Genomic DNA, 16383 nt, shown 5'->3' on the forward strand with positions numbered 1-16383 from the left:
ACCGACGGATCCGGCGCGGGGCGCGGGGTGAGTCAGGGGATGCGGCGCACGATTCGCACGACCACGCTGGTGATCACGAACCAGATCAGCGCGGCCGTGCCGTAGTTCAGCACGATGCCCAGCTTCGGGTCGGCCGGCAGGAACAGGTTCGACAGGCCCAGGTTGAACTGGTCGGCCAGCTCGTGGATCGACATGGCGAGTGTGTTGGCGGGGTTCGCGTCCAGGAGCGTGAGCACGATGTGCAGCACGAGGACGAGCACGATGAGCATGCCGACGATCCGCAGAACGCTGCCGAGGGCGTCGATGCCTCGGCGTGCCGTGGTTCCCACTGTCACACTGTCCTCCCCATGGCACTCGCTCCTCCGGTACCTCCGTTGTACCCGCAGGACGGAGTGACCGGCACGAAGACGGCCATACTGACACGCTCCGCATCTTCGGCCTACCGGTCGGTATCACTCGATCGGGTGGCACGGCGCCGAGGGGCCGGGTTGCGGAGCTCCCCCCGGTGGGGGTTAACCTCGGGAACGTGGCACTCCTGCTCCTTCGTCGCCGCGGCGGGGTCTGACCGACCGGCCCCTCGTCGCGGGGTCTCGGCGTGCGCGCCGGTCACGTCAGGAACGTCTGATCGGCCGACCACAGGAGTACATCCCGGATGACCACCTCGCCCGACGCCTTCACCTCGGCGACATCCAGCCGTCTGCACACCCCTTCCCGCCCCGCGCCGGACCGCCAGCCCGTCTGGAACCCGCAGCGCGGTTCGGACATGCCCATCCACCGCTACCGCCCGTTCCACGAACAGGTGGAGCCGGTCTCGCTGTCCGACCGCACTTGGCCCGACAAGCGCATCTCCTCCGCCCCGCTGTGGTGTGCGGTCGACCTGCGCGACGGCAACCAGGCCCTGATCGACCCCATGAGCCCGGCGCGCAAGCACCGCATGTTCGAGCTGCTCGTACGCATGGGCTACAAGGAGATCGAGGTCGGGTTCCCGGCCGCCAGCCAGACCGACTTCGACTTCGTCCGCGAGATCATCGAGCGCGACCTGATCCCCGACGACGTCACGATCCAGGTGCTCACCCAGGCCCGCCCCGAGCTGATCGAGCGCACCTACGAGGCCTGTGAGGGCGCACCCCGCGCGATCGTCCACCTGTACAACTCGACCTCGATCCTCCAGCGCCGGGTCGTGTTCCGGTCCGACCGCGCGGGCATCGCCAAGATCGCCACCGACGGCGCGGAGGAGGTGCTGCGGTTCGCCGAGAAGTACCCGGCCACCGACTGGCGCTTCGAGTACTCCCCCGAGTCCTACACCGGCACCGAGCTCGAGTACGCCGTGGACGTCTGCAACGCGGTCTCCGCGATCTGGCAGCCGACCCCCGAGTCGCCGATGGTCGTCAACCTGCCGGCGACCGTCGAGATGGCCACGCCGAACGTCTACGCCGACTCCATCGAGTGGATGCACCGCCACCTGGCCCGCCGCGACGCCGTGGTCCTGAGCCTGCACCCGCACAACGACCGCGGCACCGCCGTGGCCGCCGCCGAGCTCGGCTACCAGGCAGGCGCCGACCGCATCGAGGGTTGCCTGTTCGGCAACGGCGAGCGCACCGGCAACGTCGACCTGGTGACGCTGGGCATGAACCTCTTCACCCAGGGCATCGACCCGCAGATCGACTTCTCCGACATCGACGAGATCCGGCGCACCGTCGAGTACTGCAACCAGCTCCCCGTTGCCGAGCGCCACCCCTGGGGCGGCGACCTCGTCTACACGGCGTTCTCCGGAAGCCACCAGGACGCGATCAACAAGGGCTTCGCCGCGATGCAGGCCGACGCCGCGCAGGCGGGCGTCGAGGTCGACCAGTTCCGCTGGGAGGTGCCCTACCTGCCGGTCGACCCGAAGGACATCGGCCGCACGTACGAGGCCGTGATCCGGGTGAACTCGCAGTCCGGCAAGGGCGGCGTCGCCTACATCATGAAGGCCGAACACCAGATGGACCTGCCGCGGCGGCTCCAGATGGAGTTCTCGCGCGTGATCCAGGAGGTCACCGACTCCGAGGGCGGCGAGGTCTCCCCCAAGGAGATGCGCGACGCCTTCGACGCCGAGTACCTCGGCCGAGTCACGCCGCTGAAGCTGATCCGCCACCGCCTCACCAGCGACGGCGAGGGCACCGACGAGATCGTCGCGACGGTGCGCGTGGAGAGCGACCTGCACGAGATCACCGGTAGCGGCAACGGGCCGATCGCGGCGTTCGTCGACGCGCTCGCCGGCATCGGGTTCGACGTGCGGGTGCTCGACTACCACGAGCACGCCATGTCCGCGGGTGACGACGCCCGTGCCGCCGCCTACGTCGAGTGCGCCGTGGAGGACACGGTGTTCTGGGGAGTCGGCGTGGACAGCTCGATCGTGAACGCCTCGCTCAAGGCCGTGGTCTCGGCGGTCAACCGCGCAATGCGCTGACCCAGCCCTGCCCCATTGCAGCAAAGCCACGTTCATGCCATCTCGTTGCGTGAACGTGGCTTTGCTGCAACTCGGGGCGGGGTGTCAGGCCTGGCTGCGGCCCTCCGCGAAGAAGGCCGCCACGGCCGCCGCATCGGGGAGGTCGGACGCCGGGCGCACCGCGCCGAACGGCGCGTTCCAGAACTCTCCCTCTCGTGGGGTCCACGGCCCCACGTACGCGTACGGAAAGGCGTGCCCCGCGTCGCCGGGTGAGATCCCGTAGTTGACCTCGTCCAGGTCGATGCCCAGGTCGAAGTGCTCCGGCCAGAGCACGGGGGTCGCCTCCGGCAGGAACGCGCGCAGCCCCGCGTCACCCCGGCCGAACCAGCCCAGGATCAGCTCGGCCGCGGCGGGGTCGACGGCCAGCGGCTCGTCCAGGGCGACGCCGGACGTGTCGCTGTAGAGCCCCTCGGGTGGCCCGGTGTCCACGCCGGCGGCCGCCCCGAGCTCTCCCAGCGTGCCGCGCAGTGGCCAGCGCCCGGCCGGGCCGACGAGCTCGGTGCCCTGCACCCGCAAGGGAGACGCCACTCCGGCGAACCCGCCGTCCGACACCGTCAGCCTGATCGTGCCGTGTGCGCGGTACTGCGGACCGGCGATCACGCTCTCCGCCACCCCGTGCAGTGCCCGCCGCGTCGCCACGAGTACCTGCTCGTCCATCCGTCCTCCTGTTGCCGCCCACTCCCCCGCACGCCCATCGTCGCCCACGCCGTCCCGGAGCCGAACGGCTGTCCAGGTGGTGGCCGCTGAGCGGTGCGGCTCCGAGGTGCGGATTCGTGATCGGGTAGCGTCCGTCTGTGCGACTGCCGGTGGATCCGACCGCCGCGTATCTGGTCGTCCTGTTGTGGACGAGCCTGCCGTTCACCCCGGCCGAGCCGGTGCTGGTGCTCGGCGGCTCGTGGTCGGCCACCGGTGCGCTGTGGCTCCCGCTGGTGATTGCGGCCTCTGCGGTCGGTTCCCTGATCAGCGACCTCGTCAAGTACGCCGTCGGCTGGTACGCGGGCCCCGCGCTGCTCGCGCGGCTGCGGCGACGCCCCGCCGGTGCCCGGGCGGCCGACTGGGTTGAGGCCCGGATGCGCACCGCGGGGGCCGGGGTGATCGTGCCCTCGTACTTCGTGCCCGTCGGGGTGGTGGTCTCCACCGTCCTGTGCGGGGCGCTGCGGCTGCCGGTCGGCGCGGTCGTGCGGGCGTCGATCGTCGGTGCGGTGCTCTGGTCGGCGATGTACGTCCTGATCGGCTACGCCGGCGGGAGGGTCACGGGTGACCCGCTGCTCGGCCTCGCGATCGGCATGCCCGCCGCGCTCGTGCTCGGCGCCCTGCTGGCCCGCCGCGCCCGGGCGCGATCCGCCGAGGACCGGCGGCGGGCGGCCGCAGCGACACCGCCGGTCAGCGACCCAGGATCTCCGTGACCGAACCGGGGAGGTCCGGGACGGCGCCGGGCGCGAGGACGTCGTCGACCGCCTCGACGTCCACGCGGTGCGGCTGAAGCCGGCCGCTGCGGATGTCCTCAGCGAAGTGGCAGGCCACCCGGTGCCCCGCGGGGGCGCCGGCGATCACGCGCAGCGCCGGACGCTCGTCGTCGCACCGGGTGGGCTGGCGCCACGGGCAGCGGGTGTGGAACCGGCAGCCCGCGGGGGGCGCGGCGGGTGAGGGCAGGTCCCCGGTGAGCAGGATCCGCTCGCGGTGGTCCTCCAGCTCGGGGTCGGGCACCGGCACCGCGGACAGCAGCGCGCGGGTGTAGGGGTGCTGGGGGTCGTCGTAGAGCTCCTGCGACGGCGCCTCCTCGACGAGCCCGCCGAGGTACATCACGCCGACCCGGTCGCTCACGTGGCGGACGACGGCCAGGTCGTGGGCGATCACGAGATAGGTGAGGCCGAGCTCGGACTGCAGCCGGCCCAGCAGGTTCAGCACCTGGGCCTGCACCGAGACGTCGAGCGCCGACACCGGCTCGTCGGCGACGATCAGATCGGGTTCGACGCTGAGCGCGCGCGCGATCCCGATGCGCTGGCGCTGGCCACCGGAGAACTCGTGCGGGTAGCGACGCAGCGCGCCGGCCGGCAGCCCGACCGAGTCGACGAGCTCGCGCAGCCGCGCCCCGTCGGCCGCGGGCCCACGCGACAGCCCGTGCGCCTTCATGCCCTCGGTCAGCAGCGACTCGACGGACTGCCGGGGGTCCAGGCTGGACATCGGGTCCTGGAACACCATCTGGAAGCGGCGGCGCATCGTCCGCAGCTGTTCGCCCTTGAGCTGGGCCACGTCGACACCGTCGAACGTGACCTGTCCAGTGGTCAGGTCCACGAGCCGCAGGATCGCCCGGCCGAGGGTGCTCTTGCCGCAGCCCGACTCGCCCACCAGTCCGTAGGTCTCGCCGCGTCCGATGTGGAGCGACACGCCGTCGACGGCGTACACGTGCCCCACCGTGCGGTCGAGCACCAGACCCCGCTTGATCGGGAAGTGCACCGCGAGATCGCGGACGTCGAGCAGCGGTTCGCTCGTCTCCATGATGCTCACTCCGCGTTCGCCGGGACCGGGTTGTGGCAGCGCAGCAACCGGCCGCCGCTCGTCTCGGCGACCGGGGTGACCTCGGTGCAGGTCTCGATCGCCCGGGGGCAGCGCGGCGCGAAGGCGCAGGCATGCGCCCACGGCAGGTTGTCCACCACAGAGCCTCGGATGGCTTCGAGCTCCTCCCCCGGCGGCGCGTCCAGCCGCGGGATCGAACGCAGCAGGCCGTGTGTGTAGGGGTGCCGGGGCGTGGCGAACAGACGGTGCCGCTGCGCGCGCTCCACGATCCGGCCGCCGTAGAGCACGTTGACGGCCTCGCAGAGCCCCGCGACGACCCCGAGGTCGTGCGTGATCATGATCAGGGCCGCGCCCGTCTCCCGGACGAGCTCGGAGAGCAGCCCGAGGATCTGCGCCTGGATCGTGACGTCGAGGGCGGTGGTCGGCTCGTCGGCGATGAGCAGCCGCGGCTGGCAGGCGAGCGCGATGGCGATGAGTGCGCGCTGCCGCATGCCGCCGGAGAGCTGGTGGGGGTAGGAGTCGAGGCGTCGCCGGGGATCCGGGATGCCCACCCGCTCCAACAGCTCGGCGGCGGCCTGGCGGGCCTTGTCGCCTGCCATCCCCCGGTGCCTGCGCAGCACCTCGGTGACCTGCAGGCCGATCGGGATCACCGGGTTCAACGACGAGAGCGGGTCCTGGAACACCATCGACAGGTCGCGCCCGCGGCGGGCCCGCATCTCCGACCCCGACAGCGTCAGCAGGTCGGTGCCGTCCATCCGCACCGAGCCGCTCACCCGTACCCCGCGGGCCGGCAGGAGGCGCATGATCGCCAGCGACGTCACCGACTTCCCGCACCCGGACTCCCCGACGAGACCGACCACCTGGCCGGGCGCGACGTCGAAGCTCACCCCGTCGACGGCGACCGTGTCGGGTTCGCGACGGCGGGTGAAGGCCACCTGCAGGTCGCGCACCTCCAGCAGCGCGGTCATCGGCGCCCCTTCGGGTCGATGGCCTCGCGCAGCGACTCCCCGAGCAGCGTGAAGCCCAGCGCCACCACGATGATCGCGGCCGCCGGGTAGAACGCGAGCGCAGGCCGCACATCCAGGTAGGTCTGCGCCTGGGCCAGCATCAGCCCCCACTCGGCACGGGCGGGGTCGGCGTCGCCGAGGCCGAGGAACGACAGGGCGGCCGCGTCCAGGATCGACGTGGCGAGCGTCAGCGTCGCCTGCACGATCACCGGGCCGATGGCATTGGGCAGCATGTGCCGCAGCACCACCGCGCTCCGTTTCACCCCGAGGGACGTGGCCGCGACGACGTGGTCGCTCTCCCGCTGGGCGAGCATCGACCCGCGGAGCAGCCGAGCGAAGATCGGGACGCCGACGATCGCCACGGCGATGATGACGGTGGTCTGCGACGGGCTCGCGGCCAGCGCGGCCACCGAGATGGCGAGCAGCAGGCTCGGGATGGCCAGCAGGACGTCGGTGATCCGCATGAGCAGGGTGTCGACCCACCCGCCGAACGCACCCGCGACGGTGCCGATCACGATGCCGACCACGAGTCCGATCAGCGTGGCGAGCACCCCGACCAGCAACGTCTGCTGCGCAGCCAGGATCACCCGGGAGAAGAAGTCGCGCCCGAGCTGGTCGCTGCCCAGGGGGAAGCCGTCCTGCGGGCCCGGGATGGCACCCGGGCGCAGGTTCTCCTGCAGCTGCGGGAACGTCTCGGCGGCGCCGTGCGGGGCGATGAGCGGCGCGAGAGCGGCGACCACCACGAACAGGCCGACGATCACGGCACCGGCGATCGCCGCAGGTTCGCGGCGCAGCCGTCGGAAGGCCTCGGAGGTGAGGCTGCGACCGGCGGACAGATCGTCGAGCCGCGCCTTGCGGCGCTGTGCCCAGGTGACGGTCATGACAGGACTCCGCTCACGACAGCCGCACCCGGGGATCGATGATCGCGTAGGACAGGTCGACGAGCAGGTTCACCAGCACGTACACCAGCGCGCCCAGCAGCAGCAACGCCTGCAGCCGCGGGTAGTCGCGCTGCTCGATGGCTCCGGCCAGCAGCGTGCCGATGCCGCCCCAGACGAACACCTTCTCGGTGAGCACCGCCCCGGCCAGCAACAGCCCGACCTGCAGCCCGATCGTCGTGGACACCGGCAGCAGCGCGTTGCGCAGGACGTGCCGGCCCCGCACCGTGCTCGGCGAGAGCCCCTTCGAGTTGGCGGTGCGCACGAAGTCGGATCCCAGCACGTCGAGCACCGAGGCCCGCGTGATCCGGACGATCACGGCGAGCGGGATCGTGGCCAGCGCCACGGCAGGCAGCACGAGGTGGCTCAGCGCGTCGAGGCTCGCGTCCCACTCCTGGGTGAGGAACCCGTCGAGCACCGCGAACCCGGTGACGTTCGTGGCGTCGACGTCCACGGCCTGCCGGCCGGACGGCGGGAACCAGCCCAGCTGGACCGCGAACACGCTCTTGAGCAGGTAACCGAGGAAGAACACCGGGACCGCGACGCCGATCAGCGTGCCGATCACGGTGGTGACGTCGAGCGGGCGGCCCCGGTACTGCGCCGCGACGTAGCCCAGCGGGATCCCCAGCACGACCGCGATCACCAGCGCCGCCAGCGACAGCTCGATGGTGGCGGGCAAGGCGCGCCCGATCTCGGCGAGCACGGGCTCGCCCGTGATCGTCGAGGTGCCGAAGTCGCCGGACGCCACCCGGACGAGGAACCGCCAGTACTGCACCAGGACGGGCTGGTCCAGGCCGAGGATCCGGTTGAGCTCGGCGATCCGCTGCGGGGTGGCCCGGTCACCGAGGAACGCGGATGCCGGACCGCCGGGCAGGCTGCGCAGCCAGGCGAAGACGAGCAACGACAGCAGCAGCAGCGTCGGGATCACCTGCACGAGGCGCCGCAGCACGAACCGCAGCATGTCCCCTCCTGCTGTGTCGATGCGGGCTACCGCCGGCAACCAGGTGCCGACGATCACTGATGGCGAGCGAGGGTGGCACCGCCGGCTCCGGCGGCGCCACCCGGGGTCCTGTCGATCAGCCCTTGCTGACCGTGTAGAACCGCTCGTCCGTCAGCGGGGACGGGATCAGGCCGGTGACGTTCTCCCGCACCACGATCGCGGGCGGCGAGCTGCTGAGCGGGACCGCCGGCAGGTACTTCGCCATCAGGTCGCGGTTGACCTGCTCGTACGCGGCGGCGTGGCCCGCCGGGTCGACCGTGGCGTCCGCGGCGCCGACCTGCTGGAACAGGGCCTGGTCGGTGATGCCGAACTCCGGCTTGTTGCGGCCGAAGAACGTGCCGAGGAAGTTGCCCGCGTCGTTGTAGTCGCCGGTCCAGCCGAGCAGGTGCAGGTCGTGCACGCCGTTGGCGGTGATCGAGTCGAGGTAGCCGCCGTTCCACGGCTGCGGCACCGCGTTCACCGTGATCCCCACCTGGCGCAGGTTCTCCTGCAGTGCCGTGAAGATGTTGGTGGGGTTGGGCATGTAGGGCCGGGTGACCTCGGTCGGGTAGTAGAAGTTGACCGTGAGGTTGGACTGGCCGGCCTCCGCGAGCAGCGCCTTCGCACGCTCGGGGTCGTACGGGATCGGCTGGAGATCGCTCGCGTAGCCGTCCACCGTCTCCGGCAGGAACTGGGTGGCCACCACGGCGCCCTCGGGGAGCTGGTTGCGCACCAGGGACTCACGGTCGATCGCGTAGGCCAGTGCCTGGCGGACCCTGATGTCCTGCAGCGCCGGGTTGTTCTTCTGGTTGATCCCCATGTACAGGATGTTGAAGACCGGCCGGACGAGCACGTTGTAGCCGCTGCTCTTGAGCGACTCCCAGTCGGCGGGCGAGGGGTAGTCGTAGCCGTCGATCGTGCCGGCCTGCAGCTCCTGCTTGCGCGCGTTCTCGTCGGGAATCACGCGGAAGATCAGCTTGTCGACCTTGGCCGGCTCACCCCAGTAGTCGGGGTTGCGCACGAGAGTGATCACGTTGGCCGTGCGGTCGTAGCTCTCGAACTTGAACGGACCGGTGCCGGTGGGGTGCTCGGTGGCGTACGGGCCGTAGGTGAAGGCCTCGCCACTCTGCTCGATCTGGTCGGCGTTGTACTGCTGCAGCGCCGCGGGGCTCGACATCGACAGCGAGGTGAGCCCGAAGGCCGCCGGGAACGCGCCCTTGGCCTTGTTCAGCTTGATCACGGCCGTGGCGGGATCGGGTGCGGCGCACGAGTTGAAGACCGGCGTGCCGGTGGCGCTCGCCTGGTTGTTGGTGAATCCCTCGAACGTGTCGCTGTAGTAGATCGCCTGCGCCTGGGCCGCCGCGTTGGGCAGGTTCACCCAGCGGTTGAAGTTGAAGCAGACCGCCTCGGCGTTGAAGTCGGTGCCGTCGTGGAACTTGACGCCCTCACGGAGCTTGAACGTCCACTCGGTGAAGTCGGCGCTCGGGGTCCACTCCAGCGCCAGGGCCGGCGCGAGCTCCGCGGTGCCCTGCTTGTACGTGATCAGGGTGTCGTACATCTGCCGGGCCGGCCGGAACGTCTCGCCGTCCTGGGCGAAGATCGGGTCGAAGTTGTCCGGCGCGCCGGGCACCCCGAAAACCAGCGTGCCTCCGGTGGCACCGGACCCGCCCTGAGCAGCGCCGTCACCCCGCTCGGACTGGGCGCACGCGGCCAGTGTGACGGCAAGCGCTCCGGCTGCGAACAGGGCGGAGAGACGTCTAGCTGACCTCATGCGGGCAACACCTCTTCGGGTCGGAGACCCACGTCGGGTAAAAGGCAGGGATGCAGACGGTAATGGGCGGCCATACCGATCGGTAGATCTTCGTGTCACGGTTGGGCTACAGCTGTCTGCCCCGCCCTTACCCCGTGTGGTCGCCGCACCCTCCGCGAACGCGAGGAGGGGCCGTCCCTGTCCGGAACGACCCCTCCCCGCGACTGCCCGTCACGCCAGGTCGAACTCCCCGGCCTTCACGCCGGCGACGAACGCCGTCCACTCCTCGCGGGTGAAGACGAGCGACGTGCCGCGCTCCGGGTCCTTGCTGTCACGCACCACGACCGGCCCCTCCGGCGAGCGTCCGACCTCGACGCAAGCGCCGCCACTGCAGTAGCTGCTGATCTGGTACTGAATCACAGGGGCCTTCCTGAGGTAGTGCGCTTCCCAAATAAACGACCACTGACCCCCGTACGATTCTCCTGGGCGGATGACGAGGGGAGTGTCGGCGTGAACATACCGTCCACTTGGGACCCTCCAGAAGGGGAGTCGCCCTCACCGGTAACCGCTGATGACCTTCCGCGACTCCCCCGGCGAGAGTGAATTCCGGAGGACATCGGCGAAGACGGCCCGGTAGTGGTCCACATCGGACCTCACGTCCAGGAAGGTCTCCCCCGCCTGGCCCTCGATGTAGACCACGTCGGAACCCAGCTCTTCGGGGATCTCGAGCAGCGAGAAGCGGCCGAAGTGGGCCCGGAGCAGCCCCGAGCCGAACGGCAGCACGCGGACGGTCACCGTCGGGAGGTCGGCCATCTCGAGGATGTGCTCGACCTGTGCCGCCCAGACCCCGGCTCCCCCGACCGGCCGCTGCAGCACCGCCTCGTCCAGCACAGCAACGAGTTGGAGCGGGGCGCGGTCAGTCCGGCGCAACGCCTCCTGCCGCTTGAGGCGCAGTTCCACCAGCCGGTCGATCTCCTCCGCGGAATGGTGGGGAAGCAGGATCGACAGGACCGTGCGGGTGTAGTCCTGGGCCTGCAGGAGCCCGTGCACGAGCGTCACCTCGAACGAGCGCACTATCGTCGCGTCGCTCTCCAGCGCGGCGTACCGGCTGGGGGAGTCCATCACGAACCGCTCCGGCGCCACGCCGTCGGTGAGCGGCTCCCACCAGCCGTGCTGCCGCCCGTCCCGGACGAGCCGCAGGAGCATGTCGCGCTCGGTGTCGGAGGTGACGCCGTAGATCCGCATCAGCTCGCGGACGTCGGGCACCTTGGGGATGCCCTTCCCCGTCTCCAGCCGCGAGATCTTGGACGTGGAACAGGTCATCTGCTCGGCGACCTCGTCGAGCGTCAGCCCGGTCTTGAGACGGAGACGCCGGAGCTCGGCTCCCAGCCGGCGACGGGACCCGACGGGGCTCTGCGGTGCAGCCATGCCTCTCCTGATCGCCGGTCCACCATTGCTGCGGCCGGGTGATCAGAGCGCCGCCCGCAGCTTTGCAATTGCATGACGCACTGTCTTCAGGCAATCTAAGCATCCGTAGGTCGGTTGCGGTACTCACCACGCCGACCGCGGCTCCCAGGAGAGGAGGCCGCAGTGATCACCTACCTTCCGCTGCTTCCCCCGTCCTGGGTTCGACTGTCCCGCGTTCCATGCGGCGGCCGCTCCGGGACCCGGAGCGTCTGCATCCCGTCCCGGTTCGAACCCGGGATCCCCCACTGTCCGACAACCAGTCGGAGTGAGTTGCAACGGGAAGGGGCAAGACGGTGATGACCAACGGAAGAACGAGGAGCAACAGCACCCACGGGGTGGCCGTCCACCGAGGCCGGTGGTCGCCATGATCGCCGTGATCGTCGCCGGGGTCGGCGTGATGGTCGCGATCGCGATCGCCGTGGGGATCATCGACAACGTGCACGCCCGCTCCTGGCGCGAGGTCGCGGCAGAGCGGCGGCGGGAATGGGAGGCCCGTCAGCCCGAGTACCACGGCGTCGACGACCACGACGCCGAGTCATGGGACGAGGACTGACGCGGCGCGGTCGCCGGGGGGTGATCGCGGCGGCGGCGGTGCCGGGCTCTGCAGTCCCGGCGCCGCCGCGGTGCTCGGCCCGGGCGGGCCGGCCACCGCGTCGGCCCGTCAGAGGGCGCGCCGGCCGGACAGCGCGCGACCGAGGGTGAGCTCGTCGGCGAACTCCAGGTCGCCGCCCATCGGCAGACCGGACGCCAGCCGGGTGACCGACAGGCCGGGGAAGTCGCGCAGCAGCCGCACCAGGTAGGTGGCGGTGGCCTCGCCCTCGGTGTTGGGGTCGGTCGCGATGATCACTTCGGCGATGTCGGTCTCGTCCTGGGCCGGACCGGTGCCACCGAGGCGGGCGAGCAGCTCACGGATCCGCAGGCCGTCCGGCCCGACGCCCGCGAGCGGGTCGAGAGCACCACCGAGCACGTGGTAGCGCCCCTTGAACTCGCGGGTGCGCTCCACGGCGAGCACGTCCTTCGGCTCCTCGACGACGCAGACGATCGTGGGGTCGCGGCGCGCGTCGGAGCAGTACCGGCAGCGCTCCCGCTCGGAGACGTTGCTGCAGACCTCGCAGAACCGCACGCCCTCCTTGACCTTCTGCAGCACCTCCTGCAGCCGCGACACGTCCACGGGGTCGGCCGCCAGCAGGTGGAAGGCGATCCGTTGAGCGCTCTTCGGCCCCACTCCGGGCAGCCGGCCCAGCTCGTCGATCAGGTCCTGGACCGGTCCCTCGAACACGGGCTAGCCGAGTCCCGGAAGGCCGAGGCCGCCTGCGGCGTCGCCCAGACCGCCTGCCAGCGGCCCCATCTTCTCGGCCTGCATCTCCTGCGCGGCCCGCGCGGCGTCGTGCAGCGCGCCGACGAGGAGGTCCTGCAGGGTCTCCACGTCGTCGGGGTCGACGATCTTCGGATCGATCCGTACGGAACGCACCTCGCCCGCGGCGGTGGTGGTGACCTGAACCAGTCCGTTGCCGGCCTGGCCGATGACCTCGGCCTCCGCCAGCTCGGCCTGGGCGGCCATCAGCTGCTCCTGCATCTTCTGCGCCTGCTGCAGGATCATCTGCATGTCGGGCTGACCCGGTTGCACCAGCGGTCTCCTCGCAGTCGTGCCCGGCGCGTCGGACGCGGCCGGCTCAGGGCAAAAGGCTAACGCTTCCGCAGCACATCGACGCCCTCAGGCGGGGAGATGGCGTGGCGCCGCGGCCACCGTGCCACGCTGAGGGTCGTGCGCACCTCCCGCCTGTGGCTCTGCGGCGTCGCGCTGGCGGCGGTGCTGGGTGGCTGCGCGACGCCCCCGCCGCAGGTGCCCCTTCCCGCCGCCGGCTCGGCGCCGTCCGCCGCACGGGCCCGGTCGCCCGTCTCCGTCGCGCCGCCCGTGGTGGTGCTCGACCCGGGTCACAACGGCCGCAACTCCCGGAACCTCGCAGCCATCAACCGCCAGGTACCCGACGGGCGTGGGGGCACGAAGGCCTGCAACACCACCGGCACCCAGACCGATGCGGGATATCCCGAGCACGCCTTCAACTTCGACGTCGCATCGCGGGTGGCGCAGCAGCTCACCGCGGCGGGCGTCCGGGTCGTCATGACACGCACGGACGACGACGGCGTCGGCCCCTGCGTCGACGAACGCGGCCGGGCGGGCGACAGCGCGGGGGCCGCCGCCATCGTCTCCATCCACGCCGACGGCGCCCCCGCTCGGGGAGCCGGCTTCCACGTGGCGTACTCCGACCCGCCGCTCAACCCGGCGCAGGAAGCGCCGGCGCACGAGTTGTCGGTGGCGCTGCGCGACGCCATGCGCAGCGCCGGTTTCGTGGACTCGAACTACATCGGCCGCGACGGCCTCTCCCCGCGGTCCGACCTCGCCGGGCTCAACCTCGCCACCCGCCCCACGGCACTCGTGGAGTGCGCCAACATGCGCAACCCCGCCGAGGCCGCGCTGGTGAGCAGCCCCGAAGGCCGGGCCCGGTACGCGAGTGCGCTGGCGCAGGGCGTGCTGGCCTACCTGCACCGCCCCGGCTGACCGCTCCGCCGGTCAGGCAGCGGCACGGGCGCGGCGGGCGTCGATGTGCTGGTTGACCCGCGCTGCCAGTTCGACGAGCAGCGCGCCCACCGCCGCCACCATGAGCGCCAGCAGCATCGTCGGGCGGTGGCCGGGGTCGAGCTGCCAGAAGTCCTGCCCGAACAGGATCGGGAGGAACAGCGCGTAGCAGAAGGCCACGATCGACGCGGCGATCATCACCGTCTTCCACCACACGAACGGACGGGCGACGACGACGAGCACCCACGTGGCGACGAGGTACAGCGTCACCACCGCAGCGGTGCTCTGCTGGACCGGGGTGGCCGTCGCGTCGGCCCGGGCGAGCAGGTAGGTGACGAAGGTGGCCAGCCCGGTGATCACCCCCGCCGGTAGCGCGAGCCGCAGCACGCGGCGCACGAACCCCGTGCGAGCACGCTCGGTGTTCGGCGCGAGCGCGAGGAAGAACGCGGGGATGCCGATCGTGAGCGCGCCGATCAGCGTGAGGTGCCGGGGCAGGAACGGGAACGGCACCTCGACCACGCCGATGAGGATCGCCAGCAGCACGGAGTAGACGGTCTTGGTGAGGAACAGGTTGGCGACGCGCTCGATGTTGCCGATCACCCGCCGCCCCTCGGCGACGACGTGCGGCAGCGTCGCGAACGAGTTGTCCAGCAGCACGATCTGCGCGACGGCACGGGTGGCCGGGCTTCCCGAGCCCATGGCCACGCCGATGTCGGCGTCCTTGAGCGCGAGCACGTCGTTGACCCCGTCGCCCGTCATCGCGACGGTGTGCCCGCGCGACTGCAGAGCGCCCACCATGTCGCGCTTCTGCGCCGGGGTGACGCGGCCGAACACCGTGCTGCGCTCGAGCGCGCCGGCCAGCTCGGTCCGGTCCGCCGGCAACTGCCTGGCGTCGACGGGGGCGCCGGCATGCGGCAGGTCGAGCGACGCCGCCACCGCGCCGACCGACACGGCGTTGTCCCCCGAGATGACCTTGACCTCGACGTCCTGCGCCGCGAAGTAGGCGAGCGTGCCGGCCGCCTCGGGCCGAACCCGCTGTTCGAGGACGACCAGCGCGGCGGGCTCGACCGTGCCGGGCGCCGTCGCGGCGTCGACCGGGCGGTCGGAGCGGCCGAGCAGGAGCACCCGCAGGCCCTCGGCGCCCACCCGCTCGGCCTCCGCCCGCTCGGGGCTGTCTGCGGGCAACAGGACGTCAGGGGCGCCGAGCACCCAGTCGCCGTCGGCACCGAAGCTCGCCCCGCTCCACTTGCGGGCCGACGAGAACGGCGCCGTCGCCGACACCGTCCAGCCGGGCGACGGGCACCCCTCGCCCACCGCTGCCAGGCTCGCGTTGGGCCGGGGATCGGCGGCGGCCAGCGCACCCAACGAGCGGTGCAGCACGCCGTCCTCCGACATCCCCCGCAACGGCTGAACCCTGGCCAGCCGCATGCCGTTCTCGGTGAGCGTGCCGGTCTTGTCGGCGCACACGACGTCGACCCGCGCGAGGCCCTCGATGGCCGGCAGCTCCTGGACGAGGCACTGCCGACGGCCGAGCCGGACCACCCCGACGGCGAACGCGATGCTGGTGAGCAGCACCAGCCCCTCGGGCACCATCGGCACCAGCGCGGCGACCATCCCGCGCAGCGCGTCGTCGATGTCGGCGCCCACCGTGTGGAGCTGGCTCCAGATGATCAGCGCAGCCGCCGGCACCATGAGGTAGGTGACGATCTGCAGGATCCGGTTGATGCCCGACCGCAGCTCGGAGTCGACGAGGCTGAACCTGCTCGCCTCCTCGGCCAGTTTCGCCGCGTAGGCCTCGCGCCCCACCTTCGTGGCCTGGTGGGCGCCGGTGCCGACGGTCACGAAGCTCCCCGAGAGCACCTGGTCGCCGGGTTGCTTGTGCACCGGGTCGGACTCGCCGGTGAGCAGCGACTCGTCCACCTCGAGACCGTCCGAGGCGAGCACCACGCCGTCCACCACGACCTTGTCGCCGGGCCCGAGCTCGATGACGTCGTCGAGCACGACTGCGCTCGGTGACAGCTCGATCGATGCCCCGTCGCGTCGCACCCGGGTGCGGGCCTCCCCGATGATCGCCAGCCGCTCGAGCGTCCGCTTCGCACGCACCTCCTGCACGATGCCGATCAGCGTGTTGATGATGATCACGAAGCCGAACAGGCCGTCCTGGATCGGCCCGATCACCAGGATGATGGCGAACAGCACACCCACGATGGCGTTGAACCGGGTGAGCACGTTGGCCCGGATGATCTCGCCGACGCTGCGGCTGGCCCGGGCAGGGACGTCGTTGGTGTGGCCGCCCGCGACCCTGGCGGCGACCTGATCGGCGGTCAGCCCGACGAGGACGTCGGTCTGCACTTGTCCATCGGCCACGTGGCGGCAGCCTACGCAGAGCGCGGTTGCCGCCCGCCCGGACGCCCGCTCACCGACGCGATGGCACCCGGTGGCGCACCCGGGTCTGCGCCACCGCGGCGGGTCAGCGCCGGTCGATCGCCCGGGCTCCCAGCTGCGCGCTCAGAAGCTCGATCGCCGCCTCCTCGGGGTCGCGCCGCTGCTCCACGGGCAGATCCACCGGGGCGGTGGCCGCCTCGGCGATCATCGACTCCTCGTCGTCGGGCGGTGGCTCCTCCTCGGGCGGCTCGGGCGGGAGCGGTTCGCCGTCGTC

Annotated in this window: 17 protein-coding genes; 4 read left to right on the plus strand and 13 right to left on the minus strand. The window is 71.4% G+C overall.

Annotation, left to right across the window (positions count from 1 at the left end; all coding sequences use genetic code 11):
• Window positions 1-32: 32 nt before the first annotated feature.
• The gene (locus HF577_RS22620; protein WP_312859300.1) at window positions 33-335 is read right to left on the minus strand and encodes a hypothetical protein; all 303 of its coding nucleotides are present in this window, start codon (window positions 333-335) and stop codon (window positions 33-35) included.
• Window positions 336-652: 317 nt separating this feature from the next.
• On the opposite strand from HF577_RS22620, the gene leuA reads away from it, so the two are divergent.
• On the plus strand, window positions 653-2449 hold the full coding sequence (gene leuA, locus HF577_RS22625; protein WP_169397938.1) for a 2-isopropylmalate synthase: 1797 nt from the start codon (window positions 653-655) through the stop codon (window positions 2447-2449).
• An 84-nt stretch (window positions 2450-2533) separates the two neighbouring features.
• On the opposite strand, the gene HF577_RS22630 is transcribed toward leuA, so the two are convergent.
• On the minus strand, window positions 2534-3145 hold the full coding sequence (locus HF577_RS22630; protein ID WP_169397939.1) for a hypothetical protein: 612 nt from the start codon (window positions 3143-3145) through the stop codon (window positions 2534-2536).
• A 137-nt stretch (window positions 3146-3282) separates the two neighbouring features.
• On the opposite strand from HF577_RS22630, the gene HF577_RS22635 reads away from it, so the two are divergent.
• Window positions 3283-3894, plus strand: coding sequence for a DedA family protein (locus HF577_RS22635; RefSeq protein ID WP_169397940.1), 612 nt, complete (start codon window positions 3283-3285; stop codon window positions 3892-3894).
• Here the strand turns inward: HF577_RS22635 and HF577_RS22640 are convergent.
• The 7 genes from HF577_RS22640 to HF577_RS22670 form a co-directional block, all read right to left on the minus strand.
• Window positions 3872-4987: an ABC transporter ATP-binding protein gene (locus HF577_RS22640; RefSeq protein ID WP_169397941.1), complete on the minus strand. Its 1116-nt coding sequence runs from the start codon at window positions 4985-4987 to the stop codon at window positions 3872-3874. The genes HF577_RS22635 and HF577_RS22640 overlap by 23 nt on opposite strands.
• A 5-nt stretch (window positions 4988-4992) precedes the next feature.
• Window positions 4993-5973 (minus strand): ABC transporter ATP-binding protein, encoded by a 981-nt coding sequence (locus HF577_RS22645; RefSeq protein ID WP_169397942.1) that lies wholly within the window; start codon window positions 5971-5973, stop codon window positions 4993-4995.
• Entirely contained in the window at window positions 5970-6893 is a 924-nt protein-coding gene (locus HF577_RS22650) for an ABC transporter permease (RefSeq protein ID WP_169397943.1), read from the minus strand. The genes HF577_RS22645 and HF577_RS22650 overlap by 4 nt, the downstream gene beginning before the upstream one ends.
• Before the next feature lie 13 nt (window positions 6894-6906).
• Window positions 6907-7911, minus strand: coding sequence for an ABC transporter permease (locus HF577_RS22655; protein WP_169397944.1), 1005 nt, complete (start codon window positions 7909-7911; stop codon window positions 6907-6909).
• Window positions 7912-8026: 115 nt separating this feature from the next.
• On the minus strand, window positions 8027-9700 hold the full coding sequence (locus tag HF577_RS22660; protein WP_169397945.1) for an ABC transporter substrate-binding protein: 1674 nt from the start codon (window positions 9698-9700) through the stop codon (window positions 8027-8029).
• 210 nt (window positions 9701-9910) lie between these two features.
• Window positions 9911-10099, minus strand: coding sequence for a DUF397 domain-containing protein (locus HF577_RS22665; RefSeq protein WP_169397946.1), 189 nt, complete (start codon window positions 10097-10099; stop codon window positions 9911-9913).
• A gap of 135 nt (window positions 10100-10234) precedes the next feature.
• Complete coding sequence (locus tag HF577_RS22670) at window positions 10235-11107, minus strand: helix-turn-helix domain-containing protein (protein ID WP_169397947.1); 873 nt, start codon at window positions 11105-11107, stop codon at window positions 10235-10237.
• A gap of 403 nt (window positions 11108-11510) precedes the next feature.
• Between HF577_RS22670 and HF577_RS22675 the strand changes: the two genes are divergently transcribed.
• Window positions 11511-11699, plus strand: coding sequence for a hypothetical protein (locus HF577_RS22675; protein ID WP_169397948.1), 189 nt, complete (start codon window positions 11511-11513; stop codon window positions 11697-11699).
• Between the two features lie 108 nt (window positions 11700-11807).
• Here the strand turns inward: HF577_RS22675 and recR are convergent, their stop codons facing one another.
• On the minus strand, window positions 11808-12425 hold the full coding sequence (gene recR / locus HF577_RS22680) for a recombination mediator RecR (RefSeq protein ID WP_169397949.1): 618 nt from the start codon (window positions 12423-12425) through the stop codon (window positions 11808-11810).
• 3 nt (window positions 12426-12428) lie between these two features.
• A complete protein-coding gene (locus HF577_RS22685) occupies window positions 12429-12773 on the minus strand; it encodes a YbaB/EbfC family nucleoid-associated protein (protein ID WP_312859301.1) in 345 nt (114 codons plus the stop codon).
• 138 nt (window positions 12774-12911) lie between these two features.
• Here HF577_RS22685 and HF577_RS22690 point away from each other — a divergent pair, with 138 nt between their 5' ends.
• Window positions 12912-13706: an N-acetylmuramoyl-L-alanine amidase gene (locus tag HF577_RS22690; RefSeq protein WP_407692231.1), complete on the plus strand. Its 795-nt coding sequence runs from the start codon at window positions 12912-12914 to the stop codon at window positions 13704-13706.
• Window positions 13707-13718: 12 nt separating this feature from the next.
• On the opposite strand, the gene HF577_RS22695 is transcribed toward HF577_RS22690, so the two are convergent.
• Both HF577_RS22695 and HF577_RS22700 read right to left on the minus strand, forming a co-directional pair.
• Window positions 13719-16091 carry an HAD-IC family P-type ATPase gene (locus tag HF577_RS22695; RefSeq protein WP_169397951.1) on the minus strand — a complete coding sequence of 791 codons (2373 nt, stop codon included), beginning with the start codon at window positions 16089-16091 and terminating at the stop codon, window positions 13719-13721.
• Window positions 16092-16194: 103 nt separating this feature from the next.
• Window positions 16195-16383, minus strand: a 189-nt coding sequence (locus HF577_RS22700; RefSeq protein WP_169397952.1) for a hypothetical protein, incomplete at its 5' end; no start/stop codon positions are given.

It is taken from the genome of Pseudonocardia xinjiangensis, assembly GCF_012911925.1.
GTDB lineage: Bacteria > Actinomycetota > Actinomycetes > Mycobacteriales > Pseudonocardiaceae > Pseudonocardia > Pseudonocardia xinjiangensis.

Bases quoted from the DNA above. Each gene is read 5' to 3' on its own strand.
- leuA (WP_169397938.1), top strand. From the start codon at position 653: ATGACCACCTCGCCCGACGCCTTCACCTCGGCGACATCCAGCCGTCTG.
- HF577_RS22630 (WP_169397939.1), bottom strand. From the start codon at position 3,145: ATGGACGAGCAGGTACTCGTGGCGACGCGGCGGGCACTGCACGGGGTG.
- HF577_RS22640 (WP_169397941.1), bottom strand. From the start codon at position 4,987: ATGGAGACGAGCGAACCGCTGCTCGACGTCCGCGATCTCGCGGTGCAC.
- HF577_RS22645 (WP_169397942.1), bottom strand. From the start codon at position 5,973: ATGACCGCGCTGCTGGAGGTGCGCGACCTGCAGGTGGCCTTCACCCGC.
- HF577_RS22650 (WP_169397943.1), bottom strand. From the start codon at position 6,893: ATGACCGTCACCTGGGCACAGCGCCGCAAGGCGCGGCTCGACGATCTG.
- HF577_RS22655 (WP_169397944.1), bottom strand. From the start codon at position 7,911: ATGCTGCGGTTCGTGCTGCGGCGCCTCGTGCAGGTGATCCCGACGCTG.
- HF577_RS22660 (WP_169397945.1), bottom strand. From the start codon at position 9,700: ATGAGGTCAGCTAGACGTCTCTCCGCCCTGTTCGCAGCCGGAGCGCTT.
- HF577_RS22670 (WP_169397947.1), bottom strand. From the start codon at position 11,107: ATGGCTGCACCGCAGAGCCCCGTCGGGTCCCGTCGCCGGCTGGGAGCC.
- HF577_RS22675 (WP_169397948.1), top strand. From the start codon at position 11,511: ATGATCGCCGTGATCGTCGCCGGGGTCGGCGTGATGGTCGCGATCGCG.